Origin of the sequence: Janthinobacterium aestuarii (genome assembly GCF_051380835.1) — a bacterium.
Classification (GTDB): Bacteria; Pseudomonadota; Gammaproteobacteria; order Burkholderiales; family Burkholderiaceae_D; genus Janthinobacterium; species Janthinobacterium aestuarii.
Genome location: NZ_JBNYXU010000007.1, coordinates 260783 through 276719, shown reverse-complemented (window position 1 = coordinate 276719; position 15937 = coordinate 260783). Strand labels below are relative to the sequence as shown.

General features: G+C 64.6%; 11 protein-coding genes. 3 read left to right on the top strand and 8 right to left on the bottom strand.

All coding sequences use genetic code 11. The features are described from left to right. Genes ACQ4WO_RS19810 through ACQ4WO_RS19800 form a run of 3 tightly spaced genes read right to left on the bottom strand, consistent with a single transcriptional unit; the run spans window position 1 to window position 3875 of the window. Window positions 1–738 carry a WecB/TagA/CpsF family glycosyltransferase gene (locus tag ACQ4WO_RS19810; RefSeq protein WP_436482907.1) on the bottom strand — a complete coding sequence of 246 codons (738 nt, stop codon included), beginning with the start codon at window positions 736–738 and terminating at the stop codon, window positions 1–3. Beyond that, entirely contained in the window at window positions 735–1844 is a 1110-nt protein-coding gene (wecB, locus tag ACQ4WO_RS19805; protein WP_102295188.1) for a non-hydrolyzing UDP-N-acetylglucosamine 2-epimerase, read from the bottom strand. The genes ACQ4WO_RS19810 and wecB overlap by 4 nt, the downstream gene beginning before the upstream one ends. Window positions 1845–1871: 27 nt before the next feature. Continuing rightward, the gene (locus tag ACQ4WO_RS19800) at window positions 1872–3875 is read right to left on the bottom strand and encodes a heparinase II/III family protein (protein WP_436482905.1); all 2004 of its coding nucleotides are present in this window, start codon (window positions 3873–3875) and stop codon (window positions 1872–1874) included. Between the two features lie 553 nt (window positions 3876–4428). On the opposite strand from ACQ4WO_RS19800, the gene ACQ4WO_RS19795 reads away from it, so the two are divergent. From ACQ4WO_RS19795 to ACQ4WO_RS19785, 3 genes are all read left to right on the top strand, one after another. Beyond that, entirely contained in the window at window positions 4429–5787 is a 1359-nt protein-coding gene (locus ACQ4WO_RS19795) for a phenylacetate--CoA ligase family protein (protein ID WP_436482904.1), read from the top strand. Between the two features lie 63 nt (window positions 5788–5850). Beyond that, a complete protein-coding gene (locus ACQ4WO_RS19790) occupies window positions 5851–6921 on the top strand; it encodes a glycosyltransferase family 4 protein (protein ID WP_436482903.1) in 1071 nt (356 codons plus the stop codon). Window positions 6922–6931: 10 nt separating this feature from the next. Continuing rightward, window positions 6932–8014 (top strand): CapA family protein, encoded by a 1083-nt coding sequence (locus tag ACQ4WO_RS19785; RefSeq protein WP_436482902.1) that lies wholly within the window; start codon window positions 6932–6934, stop codon window positions 8012–8014. Between the two features lie 354 nt (window positions 8015–8368). Here the strand turns inward: ACQ4WO_RS19785 and ACQ4WO_RS19780 are convergent, their stop codons facing one another. The 5 genes from ACQ4WO_RS19780 to ACQ4WO_RS19760 all read right to left on the bottom strand — a co-directional run bounded on the left by ACQ4WO_RS19780 (window position 8369) and on the right by ACQ4WO_RS19760 (window position 15930). Further along, a complete protein-coding gene (locus ACQ4WO_RS19780) occupies window positions 8369–10606 on the bottom strand; it encodes a heparinase II/III domain-containing protein (RefSeq protein ID WP_436482901.1) in 2238 nt (745 codons plus the stop codon). A gap of 384 nt (window positions 10607–10990) precedes the next feature. Continuing rightward, window positions 10991–12043, bottom strand: coding sequence for a glycosyltransferase family 2 protein (locus tag ACQ4WO_RS19775; RefSeq protein ID WP_436482900.1), 1053 nt, complete (start codon window positions 12041–12043; stop codon window positions 10991–10993). A 57-nt stretch (window positions 12044–12100) separates the two neighbouring features. Further along, window positions 12101–13126 carry a glycosyltransferase family 2 protein gene (locus ACQ4WO_RS19770; RefSeq protein WP_436482899.1) on the bottom strand — a complete coding sequence of 342 codons (1026 nt, stop codon included), beginning with the start codon at window positions 13124–13126 and terminating at the stop codon, window positions 12101–12103. Further along, complete coding sequence (locus tag ACQ4WO_RS19765; RefSeq protein WP_436482898.1) at window positions 13127–14689, bottom strand: O-antigen ligase family protein; 1563 nt, start codon at window positions 14687–14689, stop codon at window positions 13127–13129. After that, a complete protein-coding gene (locus ACQ4WO_RS19760; protein ID WP_436482897.1) occupies window positions 14686–15930 on the bottom strand; it encodes a lipopolysaccharide biosynthesis protein in 1245 nt (414 codons plus the stop codon). The genes ACQ4WO_RS19765 and ACQ4WO_RS19760 overlap by 4 nt, the downstream gene beginning before the upstream one ends. Window positions 15931–15937: the final 7 nt, after the last annotated feature.

Below are 15937 nucleotides of genomic sequence, written 5' to 3'. Positions count from 1 at the left end.
TCAGCGGCGCAGCGCTTCCTTCAGGAACAGGCGGAAAAACGCCATGTCCTCGATAAAATAGCGCCGAAACATGCGGCGCGGTTCCTGCAAGAAACGATAAAACCATTCCAGTCCCGACTTCTGCATCCACACGGGCGCGCGCTTGACGCGGCCCACGGCCACGTCGAAGGTGCCGCCCACGCCCATGGCGAAGGGGATTTTCATCTGGCCCTGGTACTGGCCCAGGAAATGCTCTTTCTTCGGCGAGCTGATGGCAACAAACAGCAAGTCTGCCCGCGCCGCCGTGATGTCCGCCACGACGCCAGGCTCTTCCGCCTCGCTCCAGTAGCCATTGCGGTAGCCGGCCACCACCAGGCCCGGATACTTGATCTCATACAGGCGTTTGACCTCGCTGACGACTTCCTCGCGCGCGCCCAGCAGGTACACGCGCCAGCCCTTGGCGGCGCTGCGCCGCATCAGCGCTTCGAACAGGTCGACGCCGGCGACGCGCTCCTTCAATGGCTTGCCCAGCAGGCGCGAGGCCCAGACCACCGGCATGCCGTCGACATTGATCAGCGCGCACTCGTTGATAATGCGCCGCAGCTCGGCATCGCGCTCCGCCTTGACCAGCTTGTCGACATTTACCACCACATGCTGGTGCGGCTTGCCGGACTGGATGAAGCCTTCGACCGTCTGCAGGGTTTCTTCCATCGACAGATTGTCGATCTGGCAGCCCATCATCGTGATGCGGCCGCTCATGATAATTGCGCCGCCAGCACGGCCACGATGCGCTCGGCCGCCTTGCCATCCCACAGCAGGGGACGCTGCCCCCGCTTGCCCTCGCCGCGCAGGATCTTGCCGGCCTCGGCCACGATACGGGCGGGGTCCGTACCCACCAGCACATTGCTGCCTTCGTCCACCGTGATCGGGCGCTCGGTGTTTTCACGTATCGTCAGGCACGGCACGCCCAGCGCCGTGGTTTCTTCCTGCAGCCCGCCGCTGTCCGTCAGCACGACGCTGGCGTCTTTCCACAGGTTCAGGAAGGCCATGTAGCCTTGCGGCCCCACCAGCGTCACGTTCGGCCCCATGTCGATGCCGAACTTTTCCAGGTTGGCGCGGGTGCGCGGGTGCACCGGGAAAATCAGCGGCAAGTCCTGCGCGATGCTGCGCAAGGCGCCGCCGATGGCCTGCATCATTTCCTGGCTGTCCACATTGCTGGGACGGTGCAGCGTCACCACGCCATAGCCCTGGCCGGCGCCCGCATGGCGCGCCTTGAAGGCTGCGCCCTCGCCTTCGCCGATGCCGTTGGCAGCCAGCTTTTCCGCCTGGTACAGCACGTTGTCGACCATCACGTGGCCCACATAATGCACGGCGTCATCGGGCTTGCCTTCGCGCCGCAGGTGCTCGAGGGCGCTCGGTTCCGTGACAAAGAACCAGTCGCTGATGCTGTCCGTGACGAGGCGGTTGATTTCTTCCGGCATGGCCATGTCGCCGCTGCGCAAGCCCGCCTCGACGTGTGCGACAGGAATATTCAGTTTCTTCGCCACGATGGAGCAGGCCAGGGTGGAATTCACGTCGCCCACCACCAGCACGGCATCGGGCCGCTCGGCCTGGCACAGCTCCTCGAAGGCCAGCATGATCCTGGCCGTCTGCTGCGCATGGCTGCCGCCGCCGGCCCCCATGAAGACGTCGGGCTGGGGGATGCCCAGTTCCTCGAAAAACACTTCGTTCATGTCGCGGTCATAGTGCTGACCGGTATGGATGATCTTGAAGCGCAGTCCGCCGTGGGCTTGCAGCGCCCGCACGATGGGGGCGATCTTCATGAAATTGGGACGCGCTCCGGCAACCAGATAGAGGGTAGGCATCGTATGTTCTTTCAACGTTAATAGGGACTAAAATAATGCCAGCGTAAATTCTGCCGCGATGTCGCCGCCATCGACCGCGACGCACAAGGTAGTACACGCAACTTTGACTTCGTAGTGGCGCGAATACCAGCCCAGCGGCGGGTCTTCGCTGGCGCTGGCCAGTTGCAGGCGCAGGCCCGTGCCCGCGAAACGGCCTTCCAGGCGGAAGCGCGCGCCGCGCACCACCAGCACGCCGTCTTCCAGCCGCACCGACAGGCCGGGCGCGAAATGCCAGAACTGTTCCAGCGCGTGCATCTGGCGCGCCTCGGCGCTGTCGCGCACGCGCAAACGCCGCGTCGCCGCGTCGAACTCCACGCTGCGCACATGGCGCACGGGATCGGCCAGGCGCGCATAGCCGTCGTGTGCGCCGCGAAACGCAAACTGGGCCGGGCCGACCGGCATCTGCAGGATGCGCACCGCCGCCTTGCGCAGCCACATGAAGCGCCCGCCGCTCACCGACTGATCCTGCCCGTCGACGCGCAGGGTATTGTGCGCCGACGTGCCACGGAAGTAATCGCGCCACTTGATATCCTGCCAGTACGAATAAGTACCGGGATCGATCAGGCATTCCTCGCCCGCCACGGACAAGGTCAGCGCCAGCGCATCGGCATGCCCGTGCGCGGCGATGCCCAGGTAGCCGAGGGGGCCGCAATCGAGCATGCCCTTGATTTCCGCCGGCTGGCCGAAGTCGCTGCCGAACAGCAGGTAGCCGCCGTCGGCAAAGTTCCAGGCGCCGGCCGCGCCATCCGGCGCTGGCATGGCCGGCAAGGTCATGCCACCGAGCAACCATTGCGCCGTGGCGCTATGCTGCGCCGGCGGCTGGCCACCCCATAGGGCGTCGCCCAGCGCCAGCAGCATGGACGGCCGGTCACCCGCATCCATAGCCTCAGCCGGTTCCAGCCGGAAGACGATGCCGTCGTCGGCGTCGCCCACCATCGGCACATGACCGCCCACGTCGCGCACGGCACGCAGGAAATGCGTGGCGCGCTGCAACACGCGCCAATAGGCATCGCTGAACGGCGTGCCGGCGCGCGCGCCGCTCACGCCAGCCAGCAGCAGGAATTCGGCGGCAAACACCTGGTACGCAAACGCCTGTTCGCGGTTGACGCCATCAGCCGAGTGCTGGCGCTGCGCCTGCTGCTCCAGTTCGCGCCGCGCCTGCGCGCGCCAGCCAGCGCTGTGCGGCCAGCACGGCCACGCCTGGCTGGCCACGTACAGGCCGGCAAGCTCGCCGATCAGGTGATTGTTCGCCGACGAATGGCGCGACAGATGGCGGTGAATGAACTGGCAATGCGAAAAAATGCTCGCCAGCCAGCGCTGCCGCAAATGCTCGCCCGCCTGCCCCTGGAACAGGGCGCCGTCGCTGCCGCCCATGATGTGCCAGATCAGGCTCCAGTTGATCAGCCGGATGCCCAGCTCCAGGGAACTGGTCCAGTTCGGTCCCTGCAGCGGCGGACATTGTTCCAGCCAGGAATCGATCTGCGCCGCCAGCGCATCGCGGTAGCGCGCCTCGCCACTCAGCGCCCACGCTTGCGCCAGACGCACCAGGTGCAAATGCCGGCTCAGTTCCCACACATGCTTGATGTCGCCCACGCTGGCGCGGTCGGTGATATCCAGCGCCAAGCTGAAACCGGAAGGTCCCGCCACGCCCGTCAGCGGATCGGTATTCCAGCGCGGCAAGGTACCCACCTGGAAGCGCGCGGTGGCAAACAGCAGCACTTCGCCAGCCATGATGGCATCGGCTTCGCGCAGGTAGGAGGCCGCATTGTCCAGGCGTGGCACGCGGTATGGCCGCGCGGCGCCAGCGCCGGCCAGCGCCGCCGGCGGCGTCGTGGCCAGCCAGCCATGGCGCAGCAGGCGCGCGATGCCCGCCTGGCGCAAACGGTAGAACGGTTCGCCCGGCGGCATGCAGCGCAGCCGGTTCCACAACCATCTGAGGCGGCCGGCACGCTTGCGCGGGGCCGCCGTCATCGCCGCCCTGGCGTCAGTCACGCAAGCACCATGCCGCCACTGCCTTGTCCAGCAATACATCCATCCACAACCTCCAGGATTCCATTCAATTCATGCCAGCGACACAGTATTACGCAAAATACATGCTGTCCACGCAACACAGCCAAAAGAAAATAATATCAAAACAACACAATGATTGCATTCGCTGCCACGCTTGTCAATCGCAGCGCAGCATTTTTGTGCCGGGCCCGCCGCGAAAAAAACCTGGCACGCCCCGTGGAAGCATGCGCGCTGCAGAGCAATGCCGGCGCGGCACGCGCGTTCTGCAAGAATGTAATTTGGACAATTACATTGAAAATAAACTATGATGTGGCTGTGACGCGGCTCTGACAGGGCCGCTGCGGACATGCGTACCGCCCATGCGCCAGCCGCGCTGCATGCTGGCGGCAACAGTGTGCCGAAAAACACCCGCATTGCACTGTATAAATAGTACCGTAATAAACCTGGCGAATACGCTAACATGAGCAAATAGCCACGCCTGGCCGCGCCGCAGCATGCTTGCATGCATGCAAGGGCGTGGCAATGACGATTTTTCTTGAAAAGCCTATCTATGCTGTCGAATGGCCGTAAAAACATCTTATTTCTGCTTCGCCATTTAATCAGACGTAATCCATTCGTCCTGCGCCGCGCCGCCGGCCTGCAGGCGCGGGAACACGCCAGCGCACCGCAGCAATTGGCGCGCCAGGCAACGCTGCTGCGCGCCACCCTGGCCGCCGCCCGGCGCCAGCTGCCGCGCTATGCCGCCATCGCCCTGCCGCCGGCCGATGCCGATCCGCTGGTCTGGCTGCGCACGCATTATCCCGTGCTCGACAAGCAGGACTTGCTGAACGGCCGCGCCACCCTGTACCCGCGCGCGGGCAAACGGCGTCCCTGGTGGCCGGCGGGAAAAACCAGCGGCACCTCGGGCACGCCCCTGGAAGTCTTCCGCAGCCTCGATTCGGTCATGTGGGAAGAAGCCTTCCACCTGCAGGCATGGCAATGGGCCGGCTACACGCATGGCGCGCAGCAAGCCGTGGTGCGTGGCGACCAGGTCTGCGCGCCAGGCCAGCGGCAAGCGCCCTACTGGCATCAGGACCCGTTCGGCAAGCAGTTGTTTATTTCCACAAGACATTTATCCGCGAGCACGGCGCAAGCCATACTCGACGCCATCGCCGCCAGCCAGCCCGCCATCCTGCGCGCCTACCCGTCGGCCTGCTTTGACCTCGCGCGCCACGCCGAGCGCCTCGGCCATGCTTTGCGTCTGCCAGCCGTCGTCACCGGCTCGGAACCCCTGTTCCCCCTGCAGCGCGAACAGATCGAGCGCGCCTTCGGCTGCCGTGTGTTCGACACCTATGGCATGGCCGAGCGCGTCGCCTTCGCCGCCCAGTGCGAAGCGGGCTATTACCATGTGCAGCCCGAGTATTCCCTGGTTGAAATTCTCGACGACGACAACCAGCCCACCAGCGATTTCGGCCATGTCGTCGGCACCACCCTGCACAATCACGTCATGCCCCTGCTGCGCTACCGCCTCAGCGACCGCGCGCGCTGGCTGCCGGGCGAGTGCCCCTGTGGCAGGCACGCCGCGCGCATCGAACTGTCCTCGGGCAAGGTGGAAGACCAGCTGTATGACAGCGAAGGCACCGCCGTCAGCGCCAGCATCGTGACGTTTGCCTTCAAGGGACTGGCGCATATCCGCAAATCGCAGGTCGCGCAAACGGGACCCGGCACCTGGGTCGTGCGCATCGTGCCGGAAGCAGGCTATGCGGAGGCCGACACGGTGGCGCTGGAAAGCAACTTCCAGCGCTATATCAGTGACAGGATCTCAGTCAGCATCCACTTGGTCGAGGATATCCCCCTGATGCCTAGCGGCAAATACAAATGGGTTTCCCAGGAATGGTCTGGAGCGCGCCGGTGAAGCGGCAGGGCCAGGACGCGGCGGCGCCCCGCCGTCTTTTTTAAGCAGAGCGATGAACGCATGATGAAAAAAATCCTCTTTTGCGGCCCCATCCCCCGGCCAGGACAGGCGCCCAATGGCGGCTATGAGGCGTGCAACCGGCGCAGCATCGATGCGCTGCGCGGGCAGGGCCGCACGGTCGACGAGCTGTATTACCCGCAGCCCACCGGCAAGCCATGGAAAAAACTGCCGGCATATGTGCTGGGCTTTGCCAGCCTGCTGCGCGAGCTGCCGCAGCATCAAGGGCAGCTACTGCATTTGACGGGACTGTACAAACAATTTGTCTTGCCTGAAATACTGCTGCTGCGCCGCGCCCGCATCATGGGACTGCGCACCGTGTACGACATCCGCGCCGGTTCCATGCTGCGCTACTACGCGCGCTATGGCGCGCTGTACCGCTGGCTGTTCCGCCACCTGCTGCGGCGGGCCGACATCGTCATGATCGAAGGCATGGAATACGCGGACTTCGTCCGGCAAATCACCGGCAAGCCGGCGTTTTACCTGCCCAACCATATCAGCGCGGGCAAGCTGCCCGCGCGCACGCTCGGCGCGCCCGGCACGGGTCCCGTGCGCCTCGTGTATGCGGGACGCATCACGCTGGAAAAAGGCATACGCACGGTGCTGGAGGCAACACGCCTGCTGGCGCAGCGGGGCGTCGACTGCAGCCTGACGGTGGCCGGCCCAGGTCCGGCGGCCCTGCTGGCCCAATTGCGCGAGGAATACGGCGACTGCGCCGTGCGCTGGCCCGGCGCCCTGTCGTCGGAGCAAGTGCTGGCCGAATTCGGCAATGCGCACTTTTTCCTGTTTCCCACGCGCCACAAAGGCGAAGGCCATTCGAACGCCCTGACGGAAGCGATGGGCATGGGCTGCATGCCGCTGGCGTCCGAGAATGGATTCAACCGCTCCGTGATCGGCGACATCGGGCAAATTCTGCCCCTCGACGCCAGCGCCGCCGACTATGCCGACGCCGTGCAAACCTGGTGCGCCGGCGGGCGCTGGCAAGCGGCATCCACCGCGGCCATGGCGCGCACGCAGGATTTGTTTTCCACCGAACAAGCGATCAGCCGGCTGCTGGCAGCCTACGATCAACCATGAAAGTCTCAGCATGACATTACTGTTCGCCGGTGATCTTGCCTGGCCGCAAGCAGACATCCTCGATTATCAAGCGCTGCGGGAACTCGCCGATGGCGCGGCCATGGTCGTCAATCTCGAGGGCGCGCTGCTGGCCGGGCCCGCACAGGAATGCGCGGTCAATAATGACTACAAATTCAACCTGTATTCGGATGCCTCGGCCACCGGCATCCTGCGCCAGCTCAATGTGCACGCCTGCGGCCTGGCCAACAACCATATCTCCGACTACAAGGGCGGACTGGCGCACACGCGGCAGATGCTGGACGCGAACGGCATCGCCGCCTTCGGCACGCGCGCCTTGCCGCATTGCGAGCTGCAGGTGGCGGGCACGCAGTACATCCTGTTCGGCGCCTGCTCCGCCTTGCCGGAGCCGGGCACGGAAGGCAGCCAGGACAGCGCCATGCCCTTCGATCCTGCCGCGGCGCTCGCCATGCTGGCCCGTTTGCGCCAGCAATTTCCGGCCGCCAAGCTGGTGGCATTCCTGCACTGGGGCTATGAACTGGCGCGCTTTCCCCAGCCGGCCGACCGCGAATGGGCGCGTCAGGCGATCGATGCGGGCGCGGACCTGGTCATCGGCCATCATCCGCATGTGGTGCAAGGCTATGAACGCTACCGGCATGGCGCCATCGCCTATTCGCTGGGCAACGCCATCCTGCCGCAGACGCAATACCGGGGCCGCCTGCTGCACTACAAGACGCCGTATGTCTGCGAACAGCTGGTGCTGGCTGTCGCGGACGACGGCGTGACGGCACACTGGCTGCGCTATCACCCGCAAGAGGGACGGCTGACGCGCGAAGGCTCGGCACCGGCAGGCGATGACGCCCAGCTGCGCGAACGCACGCCGTTTGCGGGCATGGATGACGCGCAATACCGCGCCTGGTTCGCCAGCACGGGCCGCCTCGACGGCAATTCCGGCCACCGCTACAGCTATACCTTCTGGAGCTACCGCGGCTGGCGCCAGGCCGACAGCGCCCTCAAGTTCGCCCTGCTGCGCGCCAGGCGCAGCGTGCGCAAGCTGGCCATCCGCAGCGGCTTGCACAAGCCGTACAACTGGTAGGCCTTCGCGGCAGAGGAAAAAAGGCGATGGCAGCGCCAAGTGCGGGAAATCGCCCGGCGTTGCTTTCCACAATGTTTCCGGCGACCGGATGCGCCGGGCATTGACCATCCAGCGCCAGGCTGGACAATCCGGCAGGCAACGCGTCGCCACGCCACGCCGTGATCAATAGGGGGAGTCGGGTGATGAAGATTTTCCACTGCGCTGCTTGCCTGGCCGGCTCCTTGCTGGTCTGGTGCGTAGCGTCAGCCCACAGGGCCAGCCTGCAATTCACGGGTTTCCCCTATCTGGCGGTGGCATAGCCAAAAAAAACGGCGGCACCGGGGTGCCGCCGTTCGCGTCAGAAGATGCAACTGCTTATTTTGGCAAGGCCATCGAGAAGGTGCCGACAGTCAGGCTGCGGCCCGTTGCCGTTGGCACCAGCGAGATTTTCGGCTTCTTGCAGCCCACATCGAGCACCACCAGGAACTCGGCGCTGGTGGCGGGCTTTTTCACGAAGGCGGCGTGATCTTCGTACGTGCCGGTTTTCGGCGCGCCGCCCGTCTTCTTGACGAAGGTGGTGTCGCCCGTGACGGAACTGATGCAGACATTGCGGTCGGCATTCTGGATGACGACGCCGCCATCCGTTGCCACCGTCATCGGCACGATCGCATGCATGTTCCATTCGAACGCGCGCGCCGTGGCCGACGCCAGGGTGTCGCGCACGACCAGCACGTCAGTGCCGCGCAGGTACCAGAGTTGCCGCTTGTTCGCCGTCAGCGCACCGTCAAAAGCGGCCGTGGCATCGCCTTCCGCATAGTCGAGTCCAGGCGTGGTGGCGAAGGAAATGATCTTGCCATTGCGGCTGAGCAAAGTATCGAAGCCCACGGCCAGCTGTCCCTTGCCGCCGTCAAACGTCACCGCATTATGCGCCTTGGTCTGGCGATACCAGTCATTCCACAGCGGCGAACCATACCAGTCGTACCAGCCGGATTCCGTCAGCAGCGGCCGGCCGCCACTCACCAGCACGATGCTGTTCTGGTCGGCATGGCTGTGATTGAAGGAGCCATACGGGCTCGATTTGAAGTACACGGAGGTGCGGTCGCGCAGCGCCAGGCTGCTGTGCATCGCCACCCAGCCGATGCTGGAGAACAGCGCCGAATTCGGCGGCGGCGTTGCCGTGGTGACGGACGCCACAGGCAGAGGCCATGGCGCTTGCGCCAGGGTCAGCGCATCTTCCTCGCCCACCAGGTTGCGCACATACCATGCTGCTTCGGGCGAAGCGAGACGCGAGGCAAAGCCTTTCAGCTCCGTGGGGATCGGCGCCGTCTCATGCTCGTCGCCAAACACGTGCGTGGGCGAACCTGGCGGCTGGAAGTACATGAACATGCGCAGGAAGCCGGCGCTCCACGGTTTCTCGAACAGGTTCACGCCGGTGGCGTTCGCCAGCGGCTGCCAGACAAACAGGGACGTCAGGGCCATGTGCTGGCCATAGCTGGTGCCGTTCGCAAAGCCGCCTTCCGGGCCGCTCCAGATATAGATCGAATTCACATAGGCGCGGAACGAGAAATCAAACCACTTCTCGGCGGCGGGAATATCGCCCAGGGTCAGCGCGGAAATCAGCGCCACATAGCCTTGCGCCACGACGCCGTGCGAATCGAAGGGATACTGGTCGAGGATGCCATTGCTCACCTTCAGCGAATCATAGATGGGCGCGGTGCGTCCCTCGATCGCCTTCAGCCAGCTGGTGCGCGATGCGCTGTCCAGGTCGCTGCCCAGGAAATCGAAGGCCTTGGCCAGCGTCAGCGCAATCAGGCGGTTTTCCTGGTCGGAATTGGCCAGGCTGGTCGGGCCGGTGGGCGACAGCGCCGCCAGCTGCCCGCCGCGCGTCACCGCTTCGTTCAGGTACTGGCGGTCGCCCGTCACGCGCCACAGCAAGGCGGCCGCTTCCAGCTGGCGCGTCACGTCGCCTATGGCCCAGCGGATCTGCGACACCTGCACGTTGCCAGCCGCCGTCATGGCGCCCGAGGTGACCAACGGCCAGTCCGAATCCTTGTAGATGGGAATGCTCTTGGCGCGCCATTGCACCTGGCCGACGAGCACATTCACGGCCGGGTTGCGTTCGGCCTGCTTGGCCGCACTCCATTTAACCTTGGCAATGTCCGCGGCCAGGCCGCGTGGATGCGCGCGCTGCGCGATGCGCGACTTCAGGGCGGCGGTATCGGGCACGAGGAATGGCTTGGAAGTGCTGGCATCGACATAGAATGGCCGTGCCGTCGACCAGTCGGTGGTGGTCGACGGCCGCACGCGCCAGGAATAGGCGCCGGGCGCCAGGGCGGCGAGCGGCAGATACCAGGTGCGGTCCGTGGTAAAGGTTTGCAGCGGTGCGCCAGCCAGGTCGGTGCGGCGAATTTCCAGTACATACGCGGCGGGATTGCTGGGATGCATGGCCCAGGAAAAGCTCGGTGGATTCTGTGCCTGGATCTGCGCATTCGCCGGAGCAGCACGTGTCACCCGTGCCAATGGCGAGGTCGCCCAATCGGCATAGCTGGGCGCAGCGATGCCGCAACCCAGTAACAGGACGCCACGCAAAATTGATGCAACATTGAAATTCATAATCCCCCCTGGGTAACTAATATAGATAACAAAATAATATGACTGGGAAATTCTAGAAATTCTTGCATTTATTTCTAACTTCCACGAAAATATTGCTATTTAATTCAAAATCCTCGCTAAAATCCCGTTTGCGAGTGGATATTACACCTGATCGCGGCGTAAGTTTTGCCTATTTTCATTGCGTGAAATAAAGAAAATACAGAGAACTATTTATTGCCGGGAGATATATTAAAAGGCTGGCAAAACGCAATGCGGCTCGCCAAACGCTGCAATATAGTAGTGGCCGCGCCTGCATCAGGCGGACCAGGGGAAATTTTGCGCGACTTTAAATGGTTTTTCCAAGAAGAAACTTACAAATCACCGAAAGTTACTTTGCTTATCACGTTACCGATCGCTTAACAAGCATGCTGGAATGGCTATTTGCGGATCGCGGGCCGGGCGCAGAAACCCCCGCGCCGCGCCCACCGAATGCATGTGCCAGGCCAGGATGGCGATGCACGCCCCGCACAAGTCTTTTTTGCGCCAAAACAACATTCCCAGGCTGACACCCCACACGGCGGCCACGCTCGCGCCCAGCGCCGGCCAGAACGCGGCCCCGGCCAGCGCGGCCGCGCCCGCCAACAAGCCGGCCGCCAGGTACAGGGCGGGAGCGGCAAAGACAAACCAGCAGGTGCGCGCCGCATACTTGAACCAGCGGTGGCCGAACGCCGCGCGCAGGAACACGCCGCTCGCTTCGATGCGGCCGATGCGCCACAGGCGCAGCATCATTTGCAGCGACGTTTCATTGTGCCCCGAGTGCCGCACGGCGGGCAGCGCCAGGCGCACCAGGCGCCAGCCGGCCGCGCGCAGGCGCGCACCCAGTTCCGCTTCCTCGAAGGCGGCCAGCCAGCGGTTGGCCAGGTAGCCGACGGCCTCAATCGCAGCGCCACGGTACAAGCCGCCGCCGCCCAGCACCGTCACATCCCGTGCCGGCGCCAGCGAGGCGTACTGCTGCACGCGCATCTTGTCGGCGACGGTGCGCACCGCCGTATCGATCAGGCGCCCGCCGACGCCGGCCACGCCGGGATGCGCTTCCAGGTACGCGAGGCCCTGGGCGATAAAGCCCGGCTCCAGGGTCATGTCACCATCGAGCACGTACAGGTAGCGCCCGCGCGCATACTGATACCCGAGCTGCAGCGCCGCGCCGCAATTGCGGTCGTCGGTCGAGACGAACTGCACGATGCGCACGCCAAACTGCCTGGCGATCGCCACCGTGCGGTCGCGCGACAGCGAATCGACCAGCAGCACTTCCGCGTCGAGGCCCTCGCATTCGGCCAGGGCCGAGCGCAGGCAGGCCTCGATATGCTGTTCCTCATTGAGGGCCTTGATGATGATGGTCAGCAGCGGCGCTTGCTGCGCGCCGGCGGCATCGCGTGGAGTCAGGTCAGTGGCTGGCATGGATAATCTGCAAGGAAAAGGTGGCAAGGCATGCGGGTGGGCACCGGGCGGGGCGTGTCAGGACAAGTCGTCGCGCATGGCGCGCAGCATGGCGCGCGACGCCACCTTGCGCCCCCGCATGGCCGCTACCAGCATGTCGCGCACGGTACGCACATGGCACAGCACAAGCAGGCGGGGCAGCAACTTGCGGTACATCTTGAAGCGCGAGCGGTACTGGGTATAGATGGCGAAGTCGCTGTCGTGCTGCTCCTTGGTCGAGCTACCCGCCTTGTGGTAGACGATGGCGTCTTCCGCCAGCGCCTGGCGGAAACGCCCGCGCGCGCGCAGGGCCCAGTCGATTTCCTCGAAATACAGGAAATAGGATTCTTCCATCTCGCCGACACCCTGCAGGAAGCGGCGCGACACCAGCATGGAAGCGCCGCTGACCCAGTCGAGCCGCGCCTGCGCGCGCTGCACCGCCGCCGCATCGATGTCGCCGCGGCGCATGCCGATGCCGTGCAGGTCAATGGCCACGCGCCATGGCGAGAAATGCCCGCCGCCCAGGGCCTGCACGCGCCCGGGGTCGGCATAGAAGCAATTCACGGACCCCGTGATGCCCGTCTCGGCATCCATGCCGGCGCGCCGCACCATCGCCGCCAGGCAGCCGGGTTCGACCACCGTGTCGTTATTCAGCAGCCACACATAGGCGCAGGCGGGGTCGTCGAGCGCGATGCGGATGCCGACATTGTTGCCGCCGGCAAAGCCCAGGTTGCCTCCCGTCTCGACCAGCAGCAGGCGCGCGGCGCTGTCGCCATGGCGGAAGCTGGCCGGCGCGCGCACGTGCTCGCACGCCACCGGCTTCGGCACCGGCGGCGTCGTCAGCCGGGCCAGCGGACCCGCGGGCGCCGTCCAGGCCAGCGTGCCGGCGGCCCAGTCGCGCAGCTTGCCGATCGAGCCGTCGCTGGAAGCGTTGTCGCAGACGATCACCCCGAAGTCGGGATAATCGAGGCGCAGCACGCTTTCCAGGCATTCGACGGCGTCACGCCAGCCATTCCAGTTGACGAGGACGATCCAGACCTTGGGAGACTTTTCCGGTATTGGCATTTATTTCGCTTTCAGCGTGCGGCCCGGGCGCTTCACCTTTTTTTCCACCTCCGGCGCGGCTTGTTCAGGCGATTCGGCCAGCACGACAATCGCCGCCAGCAGCAGGTAGCCGAGGGTCAGGCCGGAAAAAATCGACAGCACGGTTTTACAGCCGAGCAAAATCAGGATGGCAATGGCCATGAAGCCGGCCGCCATACCGGCGCCGTCGGCCCGCTGCTTGTACATCTTCAGGCCCAGCAGCACGCCGCTGCCGAAAATCGACAGGAAGGCCAGCAAGCCGGGTATGCCGGAATCGAGTGCGATACCCAGCCAATAGTTATCGATGTTGTAGCGTACGCCATCGAAAAAGCCCAGCTTGACCACGCCGATGCCATTGCCGAACCCCATGAAGGGATTGGCGGCAATCAGCGGCATGCCCCGCTCGAGCATCATCACGCGCGACATGGTGCTGCTCATTTCGCCCTGGCTGCGGCCCACCACCAGGGCCGTGACCTCATGCAGGGCGAAATAGCCGACGATCAGGAACACGGGCAGCAGCAGGATGGCCATCAGCAGCGACAGATTGGCTTTTTCCTGCCCCAGGTTGCGCCCGCGCGGCAGCAGCAGCAAGGCGCCGGCCAGCAGCACAGCCGCCACCAGCACCACGACGCCGACGCGGCTGCGCGAGGACAGGATCACGATGAAGGCCAGCGGAATGAAGGCCGCGCTGGCCCAGCGCAACAGACGCGTCGGGTTGCTGAGAAACACAGCCACGGCCAGCGGCGCCATCATGGCCATGAATTCGGCCAGCACCATCGGATGCTCGAACGTGCCCTGGGCCCGGTAATGGCCGTCGCGGAATTTTTCACGCACGGTGTCGAGCATGGTTGCCGAATCTTCCGCGCTGAGCACGATGAAGCGGTCGAACAGGGTGTGCTTCACGGCCGCCTCATATGAAGCGAGCAGGGCCTGGACGATGGCAACGAGGATCAGCAGGCCCAGCAGGCGGTACACATCCTTTTCATCGCGCAGTATCGCCAGGAAGACGAAGAAAGCGATGTAGCAGGTAATGACTTCCACGGCCAGCGACAGCACCTGCGAAATCGGCTGTTCGCCCATTGCCGAGCTGAGCACGCGCCAGGCAAACAGGAACAGCACGCTGAAGACCATGAAGGGATGCGCCTTGCAGCGCCGCACCAGGCGTTCCATGGGATCGCGGCAGGACAGGATGCAAAAGCCGCCCACCATCAGCAGCGACAGCCAGGCCAGCTTGGTCGGATTGACCGACGGCAAGCCACCGAAGCGGTAGACGATGTAGGCGGGCCACAGGTTGATGAACAGCACCAGCAGCAACAGCAAGCCGTTCAGCAAAGCATCGGGCGCGGTCTTGCGCTTGGGCATGACCCACATGCCGATCAGCGCCATCACGCCCATCGGCAAGGCCAGCAGGCGCACCAGCGCGCCCGGCGACAGCACGGCCGCCATCAGGCCAGCGATCAGGCACAAAAACGCCGCCCCGATGAGCAGCATGCCCATCAGTAAGAAACTCCCCTGGAAGGAACTGCGTTTTTGTCTTGCCATCATTGTGCTCCCTTGCTTGTTTGCAGCGCCGCGTAGTTGCGTGCGCCACGATTACACCACCACCAGAAAATGCCCTGCGCCAGCGGTATCCATACCGCATACACGGCCAGGCGCACATTGATCGCACCGTCCACCCCGTAGCGGGGAATGGCCCAGTAGCTGGCCGCCACGACGACGATGCTCGTTGCGATCGTCAAGCCGGTATTCAGTTTCAGCATGCCCCGCCCTATCCATTGCGGCGTCATCAGCAGCGCCAGGCTGATGCCCAGCACCGTCGGCAGCAAGGCGCGGAACATCGCCGCGCTGGGTGCGAACGCCTGGCCGGCCACCAGCGAAATCATCAGCGGCGCCAGCAGGTAGGCCACCACACACACGCCCGCCACCGCCAGCAGCACTTTTTTCGCCAGCCGGCGCTGCTGCGGCCAGAAGGCGTCCGGCGTGGCGCGCGCCAGGCCGCCATAAATCACCATCAGCGCACTCTGCGGCACGATCAGCAGCAAGGCCACCATCTGCTGCGCCAGCTGGTAAAACCCCACTTCGCGCTTGCCCAGGTCATGATTGATCAGCAAGATGCTCACCTGGTCCAGCAGGAAGGCGCTCACCGTCGTCAGGTGGATGATGGCGCCCGCGCTCATCAGGGGGCGCACTTCGCTCTTCACCCAGCTGGCCGAGCGGCCCGCCAGCTGCCACAGCGGCCAGGCCACCAGGGCGGCAACGAAAAACTGGCCCAGCAACTGCGAGGCGAGCGCGCCCGGCACGCCCCAGCCCAGGTACATCACCAGCAAAAAGAACAGCAGAAAACCGATGCTGCGGCCCCAGTACTGGGCGCGATTCAGCAAACCCGTCTGGGCGCTGGCCGCCAGCATGTTCGAGGCATACTGCTCCCAGATCAGCAAGGGCACGCACGCCATGGCTATACTCAATGGCAACAGCGACAATCCCTTGAACAGCGCGCCTCCCGTCCCCGCGTACAGCAGCGCCGCCAGCGCCAGCGCCAGCAGCGACAGGCCCAGCGCCATGCCGCCCAGCGTGCCCATCTGCGCGCCCAGCGCCGGCTTGCTGTCGGCCGACTGCAGGCGGTGCTGCAGGGCTTGCCCCAGGCTCAGGTGGAACAAGGTGGCAAACAGCGCCGCCCACGCCATGGCGGCGGCAAACTCGCCGCGGCCATCCGGCCCCAGCAGGCGCGCCGAGACGAACAGGGTGCCTAGCGACAGCACCATGCCGTAGCCGCGTGCCACGCTCATGCCGACT